General features: G+C 71.4%; 11 protein-coding genes. 10 read left to right on the plus strand and 1 reads right to left on the minus strand.

Translation table 11 applies throughout. From position 1 onward, the window contains the following. The first annotated feature begins 2 nt into the window (after positions 1–2). Genes BST38_RS23970 through BST38_RS23990 form a run of 5 tightly spaced genes read left to right on the plus strand, consistent with a single transcriptional unit; the run spans position 3 to position 5,462 of the window. Positions 3–1,106: an MSMEG_0568 family radical SAM protein gene (locus BST38_RS23970; RefSeq protein ID WP_083145999.1), complete on the plus strand. Its 1,104-nt coding sequence runs from the start codon at positions 3–5 to the stop codon at positions 1,104–1,106. 5 nt (positions 1,107–1,111) lie between these two features. Continuing rightward, positions 1,112–2,542 carry an MSMEG_0567/sll0787 family protein gene (locus BST38_RS23975; RefSeq protein ID WP_083146000.1) on the plus strand — a complete coding sequence of 477 codons (1,431 nt, stop codon included), beginning with the start codon at positions 1,112–1,114 and terminating at the stop codon, positions 2,540–2,542. Then, the gene (locus BST38_RS23980; protein WP_083145984.1) at positions 2,524–3,366 is read left to right on the plus strand and encodes a carbon-nitrogen hydrolase family protein; all 843 of its coding nucleotides are present in this window, start codon (positions 2,524–2,526) and stop codon (positions 3,364–3,366) included. Before BST38_RS23975 ends, BST38_RS23980 begins: the two co-directional genes overlap by 19 nt. Before the next feature lies 1 nt (position 3,367). After that, complete coding sequence (locus BST38_RS23985) at positions 3,368–4,462, plus strand: MSMEG_0565 family glycosyltransferase (RefSeq protein WP_083145985.1); 1,095 nt, start codon at positions 3,368–3,370, stop codon at positions 4,460–4,462. Between the two features lie 7 nt (positions 4,463–4,469). Continuing rightward, on the plus strand, positions 4,470–5,462 hold the full coding sequence (locus tag BST38_RS23990; protein WP_083145986.1) for a magnesium transporter CorA family protein: 993 nt from the start codon (positions 4,470–4,472) through the stop codon (positions 5,460–5,462). Here the strand turns inward: BST38_RS23990 and BST38_RS23995 are convergent. Continuing rightward, complete coding sequence (locus BST38_RS23995) at positions 5,440–6,543, minus strand: NAD(P)/FAD-dependent oxidoreductase (protein WP_083145987.1); 1,104 nt, start codon at positions 6,541–6,543, stop codon at positions 5,440–5,442. The genes BST38_RS23990 and BST38_RS23995 overlap by 23 nt on opposite strands. A gap of 89 nt (positions 6,544–6,632) precedes the next feature. On the opposite strand from BST38_RS23995, the gene BST38_RS24000 reads away from it, so the two are divergent. The 5 genes from BST38_RS24000 (at position 6,633) to recD (ending at position 16,405) form a co-directional block, all read left to right on the plus strand. Further along, positions 6,633–7,334 (plus strand): DUF3060 domain-containing protein, encoded by a 702-nt coding sequence (locus BST38_RS24000; RefSeq protein WP_083146001.1) that lies wholly within the window; start codon positions 6,633–6,635, stop codon positions 7,332–7,334. A 111-nt stretch (positions 7,335–7,445) separates the two neighbouring features. After that, the gene (locus BST38_RS24005) at positions 7,446–8,117 is read left to right on the plus strand and encodes a nitroreductase (RefSeq protein WP_083145988.1); all 672 of its coding nucleotides are present in this window, start codon (positions 7,446–7,448) and stop codon (positions 8,115–8,117) included. A 40-nt stretch (positions 8,118–8,157) separates the two neighbouring features. Then, positions 8,158–11,421 carry an exodeoxyribonuclease V subunit gamma gene (gene recC, locus BST38_RS24010; RefSeq protein ID WP_083145989.1) on the plus strand — a complete coding sequence of 1,088 codons (3,264 nt, stop codon included), beginning with the start codon at positions 8,158–8,160 and terminating at the stop codon, positions 11,419–11,421. Further along, on the plus strand, positions 11,421–14,720 hold the full coding sequence (recB, locus tag BST38_RS24015) for an exodeoxyribonuclease V subunit beta (protein ID WP_083145990.1): 3,300 nt from the start codon (positions 11,421–11,423) through the stop codon (positions 14,718–14,720). The genes recC and recB overlap by 1 nt, the downstream gene beginning before the upstream one ends. Then, positions 14,717–16,405 carry an exodeoxyribonuclease V subunit alpha gene (gene recD / locus BST38_RS24020; RefSeq protein ID WP_083145991.1) on the plus strand — a complete coding sequence of 563 codons (1,689 nt, stop codon included), beginning with the start codon at positions 14,717–14,719 and terminating at the stop codon, positions 16,403–16,405. Before recB ends, recD begins: the two co-directional genes overlap by 4 nt. Positions 16,406–16,509 lie beyond the last annotated feature (104 nt).

The following is a 16,509-nucleotide window of genomic DNA, read 5'->3' on the forward strand; positions in this document are numbered from 1 at the left end:
CCCTGTCCCCCAATTCCACGTCCCCCAATTCCACGTCCCCCAATTCCACGTCCCCCAGTTCCACTCGCGTCGACCTCGCCCTCCTCGGCATCCGCGGCCGGCCCCCGCTACACCGCACCGCGGGCGCCGGGCCCAGCGACGACGGCCACCTCGTCATCGACGGTCTCAACGCCGCGATTCCCCGCAACCCGCAGAGTCCGTACTCGTTCGACGGGCAGAAGATCCTGTTCGACGGCCACGAGACCGGTCTGGACGTCGAGGTGATCGAGCGCCCGAAGTTCTACGACCTCGTCACCGTCGACGGTGTGCCCTACGAGAAGCTGGCCCGGCTGCACGGCCGCAACGTGCTGGCCACCACCGTGGTCCAGACGTGCATCCGCTACTCCCCCGACCAGCGCTGCCGATTCTGCAGCATCGAGGAGTCCCTGCGCGCGGGCGCGACAACCGCGGTGAAGCGGCCCGGCGAGCTTGCCGAGGTGGCCCGTGCCGCGGTGCGCCTCGACGGCGTCACCCAGATGGTGATGACCACCGGCACCTCGGCAGGCCCCGATCGCGGCGCCCGCCACCTGGCCCGCTGTGTGCGGGCCGTGAAGGAGGCGGTTCCGGACCTTCCGATTCAGGTGCAGTGCGAACCCCCGGCCGAGCTGTCCGTGATCTCCGAGTTACGCGAGGCCGGCGCGGACGCGATCGGCATCCACGTCGAGTCCCTCGACGACGAGGTGCGTCGCCGGTGGATGCCGGGCAAGGCGACGGTGCCGCTGCACCAGTATCGGGCGGCCTGGCGTGAAGCGGTGAAAGTCTTCGGCCGAAACCAGGTGTCGACATATCTTCTGGTCGGTCTCGGCGAGGACGCCGAGGAGCTGATCGCCGGTGCCGGCGACCTCATCGAGATGGGTGTGTACCCGTTCGTGGTGCCGTTCCGTCCGCATCCCGGAACCCTGGCCGTCGACGTCGACGGGGCACACGCTCCGGACGCCGCGGTCGTGGAGAAGGTGTCGCGCGAGGTCGCGCACAAACTGCGGCTGGCGGGCATGGCGGGCGTGGACCAGAAGGCGGGGTGTACGGCATGCGGCGCCTGCGGGGTGCTGCAGAACATGGGCGGGTGAAAGCGATGCTCTTCCAGGCTGTCTCACCCCATCAAGGCGAGCTGTCGATCTTGTCCGGGCCACGCCCCGCCGCTCACGGTCAGTTCCTGATCCATCAGGCAGACGGCGAGGAGTTGGCACAGTACCTGCGGCTGCGCCGTGCGTCGTTCGTGATCGAGCAGGGGATGTTCGCGGGCTCGGACCGCGACGACGTCGACGACGACCCGCGCACCGTCGTGCTCGTCGCCACGAGCGCCGAGGGCACGGTGCTCGGCGGCGTCCGCCTGGCCCCGGCCTGCTCACCCGACATCGGCTGGTGGACCGGAAGCCGTCTGGTGGTCGACCGGTCCTCTCGCGCAACAGGTCTCGGCCCGGCGCTGATCCGCGCCGCGTGTGCCCAGGTCGAATCCGTGGGAGCGCTGCGCTTCGAAGCGACCGTGCAGCGCCGGTACGCGGCGATGTTCGCCGGGCTCGGCTGGACCGAGCACGGCGCGTGCACGGTCGCCGGCCGACCGCACGCGGTGATGCGATGGTCACCGGATCCGATCGCCCGCACCGTCGCGGCGACGAAGGCGTTTCTCGGCGAGATCCTGGATCCGCTGCGCGCCGTGCCCAACGGCCTGGGGCCCGCGGGTTTCGTCGGCGACGACGGAGTCCCGGTGCCGGGCAGTGACGTGGTGGCCGCCTGCGACGCGATCATCCCGTCGATGGTCGAACGCGATCCCGAGTGGGCGGGCTGGTGTTCGGTGCTCGTCAACGTCAACGACCTGTCGGCCATGGGTGCGACGCCGACGGGTCTGCTCGACGCGGTCGGCGCCCCGAACCGCTCTGTGCTGACCCGGATCGTGCGCGGCGTGGCCGACGCGTCGCAGGCGTGGCGGCTCCCGGTTCTCGGCGGCCACACCCAGCTCGGGGTGCCCGCATCGCTGGCGGTCACGGCCTTCGGGCGCACCACCGACCCGGTCCCGGCCGGTGGCGGATCCGCCGGCGACGCGCTGCGTCTCACCGTCGACCTGGCCGGCGGCTGGCGGCCCGGCTATCACGGCCGCCAATGGGATTCCACCAGCCACCGCAGCGCCGACGAACTCGCGCAGATGGCGTCGTTCGTGGCCGCGACACGTCCTCACGCGGCCAAGGACGTCAGCATGGCGGGGATCGCGGGGACGGCCGGCATGCTCGCCGAGGCCGGTGGTGTCGGCGCCGAGATCGACGTCGCGGCAGTGCCCCGGCCGCCCGCCGCCGAGATGGGTTCGTGGCTCACCTGTTTCCCCGGATTCGGCATGCTGACCGCGGGGGCGGCGCGCTCAGCGGCGCTGCCCGGCGGCGTCGCCGATCGGGTGTGCGGCCGGCTCACCCCGGAACCGGGGGTGCGGTTGCGCTGGCCGGACGGCGTCGCGACGACGGTCGTCGCGGGCGGGGTGACCGGTCTGGGAACCGCATGTCCCCAGTCACGGTAGGTGCTGTCGCCGCGCATTTCGGACGCGACGTGGACCGCGCCGTCGCCAAGGTGACCGGCATCATCGAGGCCGCCGCCCGCGACGGCATGGATCTTCTGGTGTTCCCCGACGCGTGTCTGGGCGGCTACATCGGCGATCTGCGGTCGCCCGACCCGGCCGATCCGCCACCGGCGCTGGATCCGGACGGACCCGAGATCGGCGCGGTGATCGCCGCCGCCGGGGCGATGACGGTGTGTGTCGGCTACGCCGAGGCCGCCCCGGGCGGTTCTCGCTACAACTCGGCGATCTGCGTGTCGGGGGACGGGGTCCTCGGCACCCACCGCAAGGTGCACCAGCCGGCCGGTGAGTCGTTGGCATATCTCGCGGGAGACACGTTCACCGCGTTCGACACCCCGGTCGGGCGCCTCGGCATGCTGATCGATTACGACAAGACGTTCCCCGAGTCCGCGCGTGCGCTCGCCCTCGACGGTGCGCAGATCATCGCGGCGCTGTCGGCGTGGCCGGCCAGTGTCACCGACCGCGCGTCGTCGTTGCCCGCCGACCGCCAGTCGCGGTTGTTCGACCTCTACGACTGTGCCCGCGCCGCCGAGAATCAGGTGGTGGTGCTGTCGGCCAATCACACCGGCGTCATGGGGTCGCTGCGATTCCTCGGGCAGGCCAAAGTGGTGGGACCCGGCGGCGAGGTGCTGGCGACCACGCGCTCCAAGGGTGGGCTGGCGTGCGTCCAGATCGATGTCGAAGCAGAAATCGCCCGCGCCCGAAAGGTGTTGAACCATCTGGCGGAGCGCAGGGTGGACACCTACTCGGTGACCTCGCGGAGCTGATGTGCGGGTAGCGCTGATCACCTATTCGACGAAGCCCCGCGGCGGGGTCGTGCACACCCTCAACCTGGCCGAGGCGCTGGCGGCCCAGGGCGCTGAGGTCACCGTGTGGTCGCTGGCCCGCCAGGGCGACACCGGCTTCTTCCGGGACGTGGACCCTGCCGTGGCGGTGCGGTTGCTCGACTTCCCGGACCGCCCGGCGGAGACGGTCACCGACCGCATCGTCCGCTCCATCGACACGCTGCGCAGCGGTTTCACCCCCGATGCGTACGACATCGTGCACGCCCAGGACTGCATCAGCGCCAACGCGGTCGGCACTTGCATCCGCACCATCCACCACCTCGACGAGTTCACCACCCCGGTGCTCGCCGCATGCCACGAGAAGGCCGTCGTGTCGCCCTACGCCCGCATCTGCGTGTCCGCCGCGGTGGCCGCGGAGGTGGCGGCCGGCTGGGGTCTGCACCCGACCGTGATCCCCAACGGGGTGCGCGCCGACCGCTTCGCCGCGGCAGCCGACGACGACGCCGGAGTGAGACGGTGGCGTGGCCGGCTGGGCCGCTACGTGCTGGCGGTCGGTGGCATCGAGCCGCGAAAGGGCACCATCGACCTGGTCGAGGCGTATGCCCTGGTGCGGCGGCGCCGACCCGATCTGGCGCTGGTGATCGCCGGTGGCGAGACGCTGTTCGACTATCGCGACTACCGGGCCCGCTTCGAGCAGTGCTGCAGCCGCCTCGACGTGGAGCCGGTGATCCTCGGAGCGGTCCCCGACGAGGACCTGCCGACGCTGGTGGCCGCCGCCGAGGTGTTCGCGTTCCCGTCGGTCAAGGAGGGGTTCGGGCTGGCCGCGATGGAGGCACTTGCGGCCGGCAGACCGGTCGTGACCCGCGAACTACCGGTCCTTCGCGAGGTATTCGGCGACACCGTGCGATATGCCCGTGACGTCCCGGGATTGGCGGCCGCCGTCGAGGACGCGCTCGGCGACACCGGCCGGGTCGACGCCGGCCGCGCCTTGGCGGAGTCGATGACGTGGGAGGCCGCGGCGCGGGCCCATCTCGGGTTCTACGCCGCGCACCCGATGCGGGCAGCCGCGGTGCCATGATGGTCCCGTGACGCGTGTCCAGGGTCGTGTTTGGCGCGACGGCAAACCGGCCGAGGATTTCGTCTTCGCCTCGATGTCGGACTACCTCGCCGACGAGCGCACCTTGGTGTGGTGTGACATCTACGACCCCGACCACGAAACGTTCAACGCCCTCGCGCGGGAACTCGGCCTCAACGAGTGGGCCGTCGAAGACGCCGTCGCCGAATCCGAGCGCACCAAGGCGGTGGTCTACAAGACCCATGCGTTCTTCACCGTCTACAGCGTCGAGGTCAAGGACCCGCCGCCGACCGACGTCTCGGAATCCACGCTGGAAGTCCATCGGATATCCGGTTTCGTCCTGCCTCGGGCCCTGATCACCGTGCGCCTGTCCGCGCATTTCGACATGGACAGGGTGTCCCGGAACTTCGACGATCTCGGCGGCCAGGAGCGCGGCGTCGGATCACTGGTGCACGGTCTGCTCGACGTGGTGGTGGACAGCCACTTCACCGCCGTCCAGGCGCTCGACGACGGCATCGAGGCCCTGGAGGACGATCTGTTCGCCGAGCATCCGTTGCGAGGCAAGCTGCAGCGCAAGATGTTTCAGCTGCGCAAGGATCTGGTCGCGCTGCGGCGCGTGGTACTGCCGATGAGAGAGATCGTCAGTGCGGTCCAGCACCGCCGGGCGGGGGCCGGAGCGTCCGTCGAGCTCGACGCTGTCTACGCCGATCTCTACGACCACGTGCTGCGGGCCGCGGAATGGACGGAGTCGTTGCGGGACATGGTGACAACGGTGTTCGAGACGAACCTGTCGTTACAGGACGCTCGGTTGAACACCGTGATGAAAAAGCTCAGCGGGTGGGCCGCGATCATCGCCGTGCCGACGGCGATCACCGGTTTCTACGGACAGAATGTCGACTATCCCGGCATCGGCACCGTGACCGGCTTCGTGACCAGTACCTCGATCATCGTCGTCCTCGTCCTCATTCTCTACTGGCTGTTCAAGGCACGGGATTGGCTGTGACGTCCAGCCTCCCGACCGTGCGGCCGCCCAAGCGGTAGGCGACGACGAATCCGTCGGCCCGCTCGGCCAGGACCGACGCATCGTAGCCGTCGCCCCAGCCGCGGTATGTGAGGGTGAATCCGCCGATCCTGCAGCTGAATCCGGGCACGCTGTCCCATACCGCGGTCGCACCCGCGGCGGTCAATCCGGCGACGCGGCCCTGCTGCGCGGCGTCGCGCCAGTGTTCGGCGACCACCCGGCGACCCGCGGCGGCGTTGTATGCCAGCGCGACATCGCCCGCGGCGTAGACGTTCTGGGCGCCGGTGCGCATGTGTTCGTCGACGACGACCCGGCCGCGTTCGGTCGCAAGCCCCGCGTCGGCGGCCAGCCTGATGTCGGGCCGCACCCCGGTGGCAGCGATGACGACGTCACCGCGCACGGACTCCCCGGTGGCCAGCGCGACACGGTCGTCGGCGATCCCGGTCACCGTCGTCGAGGTCACCACATGCACCCCGGCGTCGGCGAGTATCTCGGCGACCCGCTTGCCGACCTCCGCGCCGAACCGGCGGTGCAGCGGCGCGGTCTCGGGTACGACGAGCGTGGTCGACACGCCGAGTCCTGCCAGGGCACCCGCGGTCTCACAGCCGATCAGCCCGCCACCGATCACGACGGCGGTCTCGGCGAAGCGCGCGGCCATCTTCAGCGCGACCGCGTCCCCGAGCGAGCGCAGCGGCTGCGCGGACTCGCCGCCGGGCACGGTCAACGGCACCGCGACCGAACCCGGCGCGAGCACCAGGTGCCAGTAGCGGTAGCGCACCCCGGCGGCGGTGACGACCTCCTGGGCGTCGAGGTCGATGTGTTCGACGGCGATGCCGAGGTTCAGCTCGATGTCGTTTCGGGCGAACCATCCCGCGCTGTGCAGCTCCAGGTGGGTGTCGTCGCCGCCGAGGAACTCCTTGTTCAGCGGCGGCTTCCAATACGGAAGCGCGGGATCCGAGGACAGGATCCGGACCGGGATGGTCCGGTGCCTGCGCCGGAACGTCTCCGCGGCGCTGACCCCCGCGGGGCCGCTGCCGATGGCGACGAAGCCCGGTGCCGACACGGGTCTGGGATACCCACGTTCGCGAGCCCCCCAATCGCGTCCGATCCGAATCCGTTGAGCGCTGTGACCAGGTGTGCAACCATCTGCGCATGGAACCGGACGGGGATCCTGAGGCCCGCATCAGGGACCTCGAGCGGCCGCTCGCCGACCGCGCCCGCGCGAACGAACTCGGCACCCAGCCCTACCGTCTCGACAGTTCCCCGCCGACGTACCGGTACGTGCCGCCGAGCGAGTCCGAGGGCACCTACCCGGTGCCACCGCCCCTGCCGCCGCCGCTGTCCGAATACCCGTCCCCGTACTCGTCCCCCTACTACGCGCCCCCGCAACGCGTCGTGCACAAAAAGCACAGCGTGGCGGTGTGGCTGATCCCGGTGGCGGTGCTGGTGTGCGTCGTGACCGCGGCGATCGGTATCGCGGTGTACTTCAACACCGGGAGCCCCGCCGTGTCCGGCTACACCCCGCCGGCCCCGCCGCCTCAGGTCGAGACCCGGATCGACTCGACCGAGCAGGTCATCACGGCCGACGCGGGCGGGCTGGTCAGTATCGGCGGTGTCGGTAAAACCCAGACGATCGTGTGCGATCAGGGCACGGTGAGCATCAGCGGTGTGGACAACGTCATCGAGGTGACCGGCCACTGCGCGCTGGTGAACGTGTCGGGCGTCGAGAACCGCATCACCGTCGAATCCTCCGACGTGCTCAACGCCTCGGGCTTCGACAACCGGATCACCTTCCGCGACGGCGACCCCGAGATCACGACGTCGGGCTCGGGCAACGTCATCGAACGCGGCTGACGCACAGTCCGTAGTCCGCGAGGACCACGCACCTTCCAGGGTTCGCGGAACCCCGTACCTCTCCAGACTGGACTCGTAGGGCCTCGAGGGCCCGGAGGAAGGTCGACGATCGTGGACGTTTACGACGCGGTGACGAGCCGGCGGGCGGTGCGTGGCTTCACCGACGAACCCGTGTCGCCGCAGGTGCTGCACAGGGTGCTGGAAGCGGCGGCCTGGGCACCGTCGGGATCCAACCTGCAGCCCTGGCACATCTACGTGGTGACCGGCACCCCGCTCACGCGGATGAAGACGCTCGCCACCGACCGGGTCGCCGCCGGCGACCCGTGGGACGAACGCGAGTACGTGATGTATCCGCCGGAGCTGAAGTCCCCGTACCGCGACCGGCGCTCCCAGTTCGGCCGGGAACGCTACAGCGCGTTGGGAATCGAGCGGGAGGATTGGGAGGCGCGGCAGCGGGCGGCGATCGCGAACTGGGACTGCTTCGGCGCGCCCGCGGCGCTGTTCTGCTACGTCGACCGCGACATGGGTCTGCCGCAGTGGTCGGATCTCGGCATGTACCTGCAGACCGTGATGTTGCTGCTGCGCGCCGAGGGCCTGCACAGCTGTCCGCAGATGGCGTGGTCGCAGGTGCGTGCGACGGTCGCCGAGGTGCTGTCACCGCCCGAGAACCTGATCCTGTTCTGCGGTATGTCGATCGGCTACGAGGACCCGTCCGTGAACGTCATCCGCACGGGACGCTGCCCGCTGCGGGAGACGGTCTCGTTTGTCGGACAGTGCCAGTAGCTTCCGAACGATGCGCCCCGGCACCGTAGTCTGAGCGCCGATGGCGCTCCACCTCCATCGGGCCGACCGCACCGATCTGCTCGCCGACGGTCTCGGCGCGATGCTGGCCACCCCGCCCGCCGACCCGTTCGCCGAGGACCTGGTGCTGGTGTCGGCGCGCGGCACCGAACGCTGGCTCAGCCAGCGGCTGTCCCATGCGCTCGGCGCGGGACGCGGCCAGGACGGCATCTGCGCGGGGGTGACGTTCCGCCATCCGCGCTCGCTGATCGCCGAGCTCACCGGAACCCGCGACCATGATCCGTGGGCTCCGGACGCGATGGTGTGGCCACTGCTCACGGTCATCGACGAGTGCCTCGGGCTGCCGTGGTGCACCGCGCTGGCCGCCCACCTCGGACACGACGCCGACGGTGAGGAGAAGGAGTTGCGCCGGGGGCGTCGCTACGCGGTGGCCCGCCGGCTCGCGGGGGTGTTCGCGTCGTACGCCGCGCAGCGTCCGCAGCTGCTCGAGGAGTGGGTCGCGGGCGGCACCGGCGACCTCGACGACGACCTGCACTGGCAGCCCGAGCTGTACCGCGCGTTGATCGCCCGCGTCGACGCCGACCCGCCGCATGTCCGGCACGCCAAGACCGTTGCCCGCCTGCACGAGTCGCCAGCCGATCTGCCGGAGCGGTTGTCGCTGTTCGGGCACACCCGGTTGCCGGTCACCGAGATCGAACTGCTGGCCGCCCTGTCCACCCACCACGAGCTGCACCTGTGGCTTCCGCACCCCAGCGATGTGCTGTGGTCGGCCCTGACAGATCTGCATGCGGCGGTGCCGCGGCGCGAGGACACCTCGCACCGCGAGGTGACCCATCCGCTGCTCGCGACGCTGGGCCGGGACCTGCGCGAACTCCAGCGCGCGCTGCCTTCGGCGGTGCGGACCGACGAATGTGTGGGTTCCGCGCGGCGCCCCGAGACCCTGCTGGGCTGGCTGCAGTCCGACATCGGCGCCGACGCGGTGCGCCCGGACGGTCGGGTGCACGATCCGGCGGACCGCTCGGTGCAGGTGCACAGCTGCCACGGGGCGGCCCGCCAGGTCGACGTGCTGCGCGAGGTGCTGCTCGGGATGCTGGAGGACGACCCGACCCTGGAGCCGCGCGACATCCTCGTCATGTGCCCCGACATCGAGACCTATGCGCCGCTGATCGTGGCGGGTTTCGGACTCGGCGACGTGGTTTCGGGCGCGCATCCGGCCCACCGGTTGCGGGTCAAACTCGCCGATCGTGCGCTGACCCAGACGAATCCGTTGCTCGGCGTCGCCCGTCAGCTGCTCGCGTTGTGCGGGGGCCGGGCCACCGCGAGCGAGGTGCTCAACCTCGCCGAGGCGCCGCCGGTGCGGTACCGGTTCAACTTCTCCGACGACGATCTCGACGCGATCGGCGACTGGGTCCGCGAGGCCAACATCCGGTGGGGCTTCGACCGTGAGCACCGCCGCCCGTTCGGGGTGGACTTCGTGCAGAACACCTGGCGTTTCGGCATCGACCGGGTGCTGGCCGGCGTCGCGATGTCCGACGACTCCCGCGCGTGGCTGGACACCACACTGCCGCTCGACGACGTCAGCAGCAACCGGGTCGAGCTGGCCGGGCGGCTCGCCGATTTCGTCGAGAAGATTTCCGCCGCAGTCGGATCCCTGACCGGTAGGGCACCGCTGGACGCCTGGCTGAGCAGGGTGCTGACCGGTGTCTCGGAGCTGACCGATGTGCCGGACAGCGAACTGTGGCAGCGCAGCCAGATGGAACGCGAACTCAACGACATCCGCGCCGACGCCGGGGTGCACGCACGCACCGAGTTGCGGCTGCCCGACGTGCGCGCGCTGCTGGACCGCCACCTCGCGGGCCGCCCGACGCGCGCCAACTTCCGCACCGGCACGCTGACGGTGTGCACGATGGTGCCGATGCGGTCGGTGCCACACCGGGTGGTGTGCCTGGTGGGCCTCGACGACGGCGTCTTCCCCCGGATCGGGGTCGTCGACGGCGACGACGCGCTGGCGCGCGAGCCCAGGACCGGTGAGCGCGACATCCGTTCGGAGGACCGGCAGTTGCTGCTCGACGCGATCGGCGCGGCGACCGAGAAGCTGGTGATCACCTACACCGGCGCCAACGAGTACAGCGGGCAGCGCAGACCGCCCGCGGTGCCGGTCGTCGAACTGCTCGATACCCTGGACGTGACCACGTCGGCCCCGGTGCGTAAGCGCGTGCACATCGCACATCCGTTGCAGCCGTTCGACATCGACAACGTCACCCCAGGGAAGCTCGGTATGCCCCCGGGCGTCCCGTTCACGTTCGACCCGACCGCCAAGACCGCCGCGCGTGCGGCGACGGGGAAACGCGAACCACGCCCGTCGCTGCTCGGCGCGCCGCTGCCCGCGCCCGCACCCGCCGATGTCGCCCTCGACGACCTGATCGGCTTCTTCAAGGATCCGGTGAAGGGTTTCTTCCGCGCACTCGACTACACGCTGCCGTGGGACGTCGACGGGGTCGAGGACGCGATGCCGGTGGACGTCGATGCGTTGCAGGAGTGGAAGATCGGCCAGCGCATGCTCGACGACATGCAGCGCGGTATGACACCGGCGGACGCGCAGCAGGCGGAGTGGCGGCGCGGGTCGCTCCCGCCGGGGCGGCTGGGCTGGCGCAGGGCCCAGGAGATCACCGGACGTTCGGCGGCGCTGGCCGCGGCCGCCCAGCAGTACCGCACCACGGACCCCAGCGCCGTCGACGTGGACGTCGAGATCGGCCCCGGCCGCAGGCTCGTCGGCACCGTGCCGCGGCTGTACGGGCAGCGGTCGGTGTCGGTCACCTACTCCAAGCTCGACGGCAGGCACCTGTTGGAGTCGTGGATCCGGTTGGTGGCGTTGACCGCTCAGCACCCGGGCACCGGCTGGGGCGCGGTGTGCATCGGCAGGGGCGGCCGGTCCAAGGGCAAGGGGCACGACATCCGCGCACGCATGCTCGGCGCACCCGACTCCGCCGCGGAGGTGCTCGCTGACCTCGTCGCGATGTACGACGCGGGCCGGCGGGCACCGATCCCGTTGCCGCTCAAGACGTCCTATGCGTGGGCGGAGACGGACTTCCACCGTGGCACGCCGATGCGGGAGGCCGGCTGGAAGTGGCGGACCGGCCGCTACCCCGGCGAGGACGCCGAACCCGCGCACGTCCGGGTGTGGGGGCCGCGCCTGCCGCTGGAGGATCTCGTCACCGCCGGCCTCCCCGACTTCGCCGCCCGGCTGTGGCTGCCGATGCTTCGCGCCGAGAGGGACGTGCACTGATGGAGCCGTTCGATCTGCTCGGCCCGCTGCCCGCCGAGCGCAGCACCACCGTGCTGGAGGCCAGCGCCGGCACCGGGAAGACGTTCGCGCTGGCCGGCCTGGTCGCCCGGTACGTCGCCGAGGGCGTCGCGACGCTGGACCAGATGCTGCTCATCACGTTCGGCCGGGCCGCGAGCCAGGAGTTGCGGGAACGGGTGCGCGGCCAGATCCTGGACGCGCTCACCGCTTTCGACGAACCGGACGGCGCCGGCGACAACGAGATCGTCCGGCATCTGCTGGACTGCCCCGCCGACGAGCGCATGTGTCGCAGGCAGCGGCTGCGCGACGCACTGGCGGGTTTCGACGCGGCGACGATCGCGACCACCCATCAGTTCTGCCAGCTGGTGCTGCGCTCGCTCGGGGTGGCGGGCGACTCCGATTCCGGTGTGCAGCTCGTCGAGAGCCTCGACGATGTGGTCACCGAGATCGTCGACGACCTCTACCTGGCGCACTTCGGCCAGGACCGCGAGGAGCCTCTGCTGTCCTACGACGCGGCGCTGCGCCTCGCCCACGCTGTGGTCGGCAACGCGCACACCGAGCTGCGCCCCGTCGATCCGGCCCCGGGGTTCGACCCCGAGGTCCGGGTGCGGTTCGCGACGGCGGTCTGCGCCGAATTGGAGACGCGCAAGCGCAGACTCGGGATCCTGCACTACGACGACCTGCTCTCCCGGCTGGCCGCCGCGCTCGAAGCGCCGGACTCTCCCGCCCGGGCGCGGATGCGGCGCCGCTGGTCGATCGTGATGGTCGACGAGTTCCAGGACACCGATCCGGTGCAGTGGCAGGTGATCGACCGGGCGTTCAGCGGGCACAGCACGGTGATCCTGATCGGCGACCCGAAGCAGGCGATCTACGCGTTCCGCGGCGGCGACATCGTGACCTACCTGCACGCCGCGTCGACGGCGGGCACGCAGAAGACGCTGGGCACCAACTACCGCAGCGACGGCCCGCTCGTCGAGAGCCTGCAGGCGGTGATGCGCGACGCGCAGCTCGGCGACCCGCGCATCGTGGTGCGCCCGGTGGCCGCGCACCACCGCGAACACCGCCTGCGGGGCGCCCCGCACAATGCGCCGTTCCGGCTGCGGGTCGCCACCCGCGACCAGTTCGGCACCCGGCCCAACAAGGTCGTCCCGATCGACGTTCTGCGCAGGCACATCCCGGCGGACATGGCCTCCGACATCGCGGCCCTGCTGGCGAGCGGGGCGACGTTCTGCGGCGAGAAACTGCAGCGGGGGCAGATCGCGGTCATCGTCGAAAGCCATCGCGACGGCACCGCGTGCTTCGCCGCGCTGACCCAGGCCGGGATCCCCGCGGTCTACACCGGGGACTCCGACGTGTTCGCGTCCCCGGCCGCCGAGGACTGGATGTGCCTGCTCGAAGCGTTCGACCAACCGCACCGCTCGGGGCTGGTGCGGGCCGCGGCCACCACGATGTTCTTCGGCGAGACCGCCGAAACCCTCGCCACCCAGGGTGATGCGCTGACCGACCGGATCTCCGAGACCCTGCGCCAGTGGGCCGACTTCGCCAGGGAGCGCGGGGTGGCCGCGGTGTTCGAGGCAGCGCAGCTGGCGGGCATGGGTGAGCGGGTGCTCGGCTGGGACGACGGCGAACGGCACATGACCGACCTCGCGCACCTGACCCAGCTGCTGCACGACACCGCGAACCGCGAGCATTTCAGCCTGCCCGCGCTACGCGACTGGCTGCGCACCCAGCGCGACGAACGCGGCGGCACCGTCGAACGCAACCGCCGTCTCGACAGCGACGCGGCCGCGGTGCAGATCATGACGGTGTGGGTCAGCAAGGGCCTGCAGTTCCCGGTGGTCTACCTGCCGTTCGCGTTCAACCGCAACATCCAGAGCCGCGACGTGGTGCTCTTCCACGACGGCGACACCCGCTGCCTGCACATCGGCGGCGAGCAGAGCCCGGATTTCATCGCGGCCCAGCAGCAGGGCAGGCGCGAGGCGGCCGGCGACGACGTCCGGCTCACCTATGTCGCGCTGACCCGCGCCCAATCGCAGGTGGTGGCGTGGTGGGCGCCGTCGTCCGACGAGCCCAACGGCGGCCTGTCGCGGCTGCTGCGCGGCCGCGCCCCGGGTGAGTCGGCGGTGCCCGATGCGTGCGATCCGCCCCGTATCGACGACGCCGACGCGATGGCGCTGCTGCGGGCGTGGTCCGACGCCGGCGGCCCGGTGCTCGAGGAGTCGGTCGTCGCGCCGACGGTCGACGTGCCGCTGCCCGCCCCGCCGGACGATCTCGACATCCGCCACTTCCATCGCCGCATCGACCCGGCGTGGCGGCGCACGTCCTACTCGGGGTTGATCCGCGCCGCCGAACAGGAGTCCGGCGTCACCAGCGAACCGGAGGTGGTCGAACTCGACGACGAGGCGGGCGAGCTGCCGCTGCCCGAAACCGGCCCGCCCGCACCGGAAGCCGCGCAGATGCCGTCTCCGATGGCCACGCTGCCGATGGGCGCGAAGTTCGGCACGCTGGTGCACGCGGTACTGGAGACCGCGGATCCGTTCGCCGTCGACCTGGCCGCCGAGCTGGAGGCCAGGATCGTGGAGCACTCGCTGTGGTGGCCCGTCGACGTCCCGCCCGGTGAGCTGGCCGCGGCGCTGGTGCCGATGCACGACACCCCGCTCGGGCCGCTGGCACCGGGGCTGACGCTGCGCGATATCGGCCTGCGGGACCGGCTGCGCGAGTTGGAGTTCGAGTTCCCGCTGGCCGGCGGCGACCTGCGCCGGGATGCCCCGCGGATCACGCTCGCCGACGTCGGGCGGCTGTTGCGCGTTCACCTGCCCGCCGGCGACCCGCTGGCCCCGTACGCCGAGCGGCTGACCTCGGGCGCGCTGGCGGCGCAGCCGCTGAAGGGCTACCTGAACGGGTCGCTGGACGCGGTGCTGCGCGTCGGTGAGCACTACCTGGTGGTCGACTACAAGACCAACTGGCTCGGCGACCCGGCCGGCGCGCTGACCGCCGCCGACTACGCCCAGGACCGGCTGGCCGAGGCCATGCTGCACTCGGACTACCCGTTGCAGGCGTTGCTGTACTGCGTGGTGCTGCACCGGTTCCTGCGCTGGCGCCAGCCGGGCTACGACGCCGGGCGGCACATCGGCGGGGTGCTGTATCTGTTCGTGCGCGGAATGTGCGGGCCGGACACCCCGGTCGTCGACGGGCATCCGGCCGGCGTGTTCAGCTGGCAGCCGCCCGCCGCTGTGGTTGAGGCGCTGTCGGATCTGCTGGACGCGGGGGTGCCCGCATGAGCATCGACGCGTTCACCGAACTGTTCGAACCTGCCGACATCCATGTGGCGCAACGGCTCACCGCGCTGGGCAAGGACGACGACGCCCGCGTCGCGCTCGCGGTCGCGCTGGCGGTGCGCGCGCTGCGCAGCGGATCGGTGTGCGTGGATCTGCGCGCGGTCGCCGACCAGATCGCCGTGCCCGGCCTGCCGTGGCCGGACCCGCAGGAGTGGCTCGCCGCGGTGGCGGCCAGCCCGCTGACCGACGCGAAGGTGCTGCGGCTGTACTCGGACTCCTCGGCGGATCTGCTCTACCTCGACCGCTACTGGCGCGAGGAGGAGCAGGTGTGCGACGACGTCACCGCGCTCCTGGCGGCGCCGCCGCGCACCGCGGTGCCCAGCATCGCCCGGCTGTTCCCGGCCGGCTGGGAGGAGCAGCGGGCCGCCGCCGAGGCCGCGCTGACGCAGTCGCTGACCGTACTGACCGGCGGCCCCGGTACCGGTAAGACCACCACCGTCGCGCGGCTGCTGGCGGCGATCGCCGAGCAGGCCGACATGACCGGCCGGCCCGCGCCCCGGATGGCGCTGGCCGCGCCGACCGGCAAGGCCGCCGCGCGGCTGCAGGACGCGGTCGCGGCCGAGGTCGCGAAGCTCACCGAGGTCGACCGGGGCCGGCTGTCCGGCCTGCGCGCGACCACGCTGCACCGGCTGCTGGGCAGCCGGCCCGGCACGTCGTCGCGGTTCCGCCACCATCGCGGCAACCGGTTGCCGCACGACGTCATCGTCGTCGACGAGACCTCGATGGTGTCGCTGACGATGATGGCGCGGCTTCTCGAGGCGGTCCGCCCGGATGCCCGGCTGCTGTTCGTCGGCGACCCCGACCAGCTGGCATCGGTGGACGCCGGGGCGGTGCTCGCCGACCTGGTGGACGGACTCGGCAGCGCCGGGGTGGTGGAGCTGAAGACGTCGCACCGGTTCGGCGAGACGATCGGTGCGCTGGCCGTCGCGATCCGCGGCGGCGATGCCGACGCGGTGATGGAGGTGCTGCGCGGCGGCGGCGACTCGATCGGGTGGCTGGACACCGATGATCCGGCGGGCGCGCTGCGCACCCCGCTGGTGGACCGGGCCGCCGACCTGCGGCAGGCGGCTCTGCTCGGCGACGCGGCCGCCGCACTCGACGTCCTCGACGGGCACCGGCTGCTGTGCGCGCACCGGCGCGGGCCGTTCGGGGTCACGCACTGGAACCGGCAGATCGAACGCTGGCTGGCCGAGCGGACCGGGCAGTCGGTCTGGTCACCAGCCTTGATGCCGTGGTATCCGGGCCGCCCGCTGCTGGTGACGGCCAACGACTACGGGTTCGGGGTGTACAACGGCGACACCGGCGTCGTCGTCGCGGCGCCGGACGGGCTTCGCGCCCACATCGGGTCGGCCTCCTCCTCGCGGCAGCTGGCGCCTGGCCGGCTCGGCGAGGTCGAGACGATGTTCGCGATGACCATCCACAAGAGCCAGGGCAGCCAGGCCGACGAGGTCACCGTGCTGATGCCGCCGCAGGACTCGCGGCTGCTGACCCGTGAGCTGTTCTACACCGCGGTCACCCGCGCGAAGAAGCGCGTCCTCGTCGCCGGGACGGAGACCTCGGTGCGCGCCGCGGTGGACCGGCGCGCGGTCCGCGCCTCCGGGCTGGCCCGCCGGCTCACCAGCCGCTGACGGGACGCCGGGGCCGCGCCGAAGTTGCATTCCGGCAGGCGTCTACTCGCTCAGACTCAATCGGTCGCTGCAACACCTGATTCGTCGAGGGGTGTTGTTCGATG

The organism is Mycolicibacterium parafortuitum (assembly GCF_002086815.1).
Taxonomy (GTDB): domain Bacteria; phylum Actinomycetota; class Actinomycetes; order Mycobacteriales; family Mycobacteriaceae; genus Mycobacterium; species Mycobacterium parafortuitum.

What these genes read in the sequence shown, in the direction of transcription:
- recD (WP_083145991.1), top strand. Translation starts at nt 14,717, where the DNA reads ATGAGCATCGACGCGTTCACCGAACTGTTCGAACCTGCCGACATCCAT.
- recB (WP_083145990.1), top strand. Translation starts at nt 11,421, where the DNA reads ATGGAGCCGTTCGATCTGCTCGGCCCGCTGCCCGCCGAGCGCAGCACC.
- recC (WP_083145989.1), top strand. Translation starts at nt 8,158, where the DNA reads ATGGCGCTCCACCTCCATCGGGCCGACCGCACCGATCTGCTCGCCGAC.
- BST38_RS23980 (WP_083145984.1), top strand. Translation starts at nt 2,524, where the DNA reads ATGTCCCCAGTCACGGTAGGTGCTGTCGCCGCGCATTTCGGACGCGAC.
- BST38_RS24000 (WP_083146001.1), top strand. Translation starts at nt 6,633, where the DNA reads ATGGAACCGGACGGGGATCCTGAGGCCCGCATCAGGGACCTCGAGCGG.
- BST38_RS23975 (WP_083146000.1), top strand. Translation starts at nt 1,112, where the DNA reads ATGCTCTTCCAGGCTGTCTCACCCCATCAAGGCGAGCTGTCGATCTTG.